Origin of the sequence: Geobacillus zalihae NBRC 101842 (genome assembly GCF_001544135.1) — a bacterium.
Taxonomy (GTDB): Bacteria; Bacillota; Bacilli; order Bacillales; family Anoxybacillaceae; genus Geobacillus; species Geobacillus zalihae.
Genome location: NZ_BCPV01000129.1, coordinates 1 through 1,562 on the forward strand (window position 1 = coordinate 1; position 1,562 = coordinate 1,562).

A 1,562-nucleotide genomic window follows, 5' to 3' on the forward strand; every position below is an offset into this window, starting at 1 on the left:
ACAGAAAAGTTCCATGAGCAATTTTTGCTCTCCACCCGGGCATGAAAATCCCCCTTTTCTTCCCATAATGAAGAGTAGGCGCAAACAGCTCAATAGGACGTTATACTTAATGGTGGCTTGGACCCTGTACAGAAAAGCGTTCGAATCCACTGGGTGCACCACCCATTGTCCGCCCTTTCCCGATGCGGAGGAAAGGTGACGACGAACGGAAAACTGCCGCATTTCTCCCGTGGATTCGCTGTTTGCGCACTCGATCATCGAAAAGGAGGATTTTCATCATGGATGTCATCTATCCTCGCTGCGCAGGATTGGATGTTCATGCCGAAACCATCGTCGCCTGCGCGCTATGGGAAGAAGATGGACACATTCAAAAGGACATTCAAACCTTCTCCACGTTCTCGAAGGGACTTGGCGACCTGCTTGAGTGGCTCGAAGAACATGGCGTTACCCATGTCGCCATGGAATCCACCGGCGTGTATTGGAAACCGGTCTTCGCCTTCCTCGAGGGCTATGTCGACTTGACACTGGCCAATCCGCAGCGGATCAAAAATGTCCCGGGAAGAAAAACCGATGTCTCTGACGCCGAGTGGATCGCCAAGCTGCTCCGCCATGGACTCGTTGAAAAAAGTTTCGTCCCCCCAGCGGATATTCGCGAATTGCGGGATTTTACCCGCCTCCGCAAAAAGTGGGTCGGACAGCTGACTTCGGAGAAAAACCGGATTCAAAAAGTGCTCGAGTCTTCCAATGTCAAACTCGGCTCGGTCCTCTCCGATCTCTTCGGCGTTTCCGGAAAAGACATCCTCGCCCGGCTGCTTGAGAAGGGATACGTGGACAAGGACGAGTTGGATCAATGCCTGCGCGGAAGGCTCAAAAAGAAAAAGCAAGCGGTGTACGATTCGCTGCTCGGCACCTTGACCGAACACGAGCTCCGTCTCCTTCGCCTCTTGTGGAAACACGTTGAGGAATTGGAGCAGTTAATCGAAGAAGTCGACCAGCACATCGACCGCCTGCTCGAGCCGTATCGCGAGGAAGTCGAATTGCTGATGACCATGCCCGGAGTGAAAAAACAAACCGCCGCCGTCATCATAGCCGAGATGGGAACCGACATGAGCGTCTTTGAAACGCCGGAACGGGCGGCTTCATGGACGGGATTGTCCCCCGGCAACCATGAAAGCGCCGGAAAGCGAAAGAGCACGCGCACGACAAAAGGCAATCCCCATCTCCGATCGGCGTTATGCGAGGCGGCATGGTCAGCAGCTCGATCCAAGACGCATCCCTTGTCCCGAAAGTTTTGGTCGTTGGCGGCCCGGTGCGGGAAGAAAAAAGCCCTCATCGCCATTGCTCGGCGGATGTTGGTGATCATCTTTTGCATGATCTCCCGCAAAGAGCCGTTCCGCCAACCACAACTTATTTAGTCTAGCCAAAAGGCAGACAGGTTATACGAGATGCCTAAAATCGGGCACCTCTGCTTTCCTATTGCCTTTTTTGGCCATTTTCAGTATACCCGCACGGATCAGGAGCGTATACCGCACTCACCAAGTGGTGGGGATTTTCACGGAAAA

Annotated in this window: 1 protein-coding gene; it reads left to right on the top strand. The window is 53.4% G+C overall.

Annotation, left to right across the window (positions count from 1 at the left end; translation table 11 throughout):
* Window positions 1-278 precede the first annotated feature (278 nt).
* Window positions 279-1,415, top strand: a complete 1,137-nt coding sequence (locus GZ1_RS17665; protein ID WP_033025194.1) for an IS110-like element ISGka2 family transposase — start codon at window positions 279-281, stop codon at window positions 1,413-1,415.
* The last annotated feature ends 147 nt before the right edge of the window (window positions 1,416-1,562 follow it).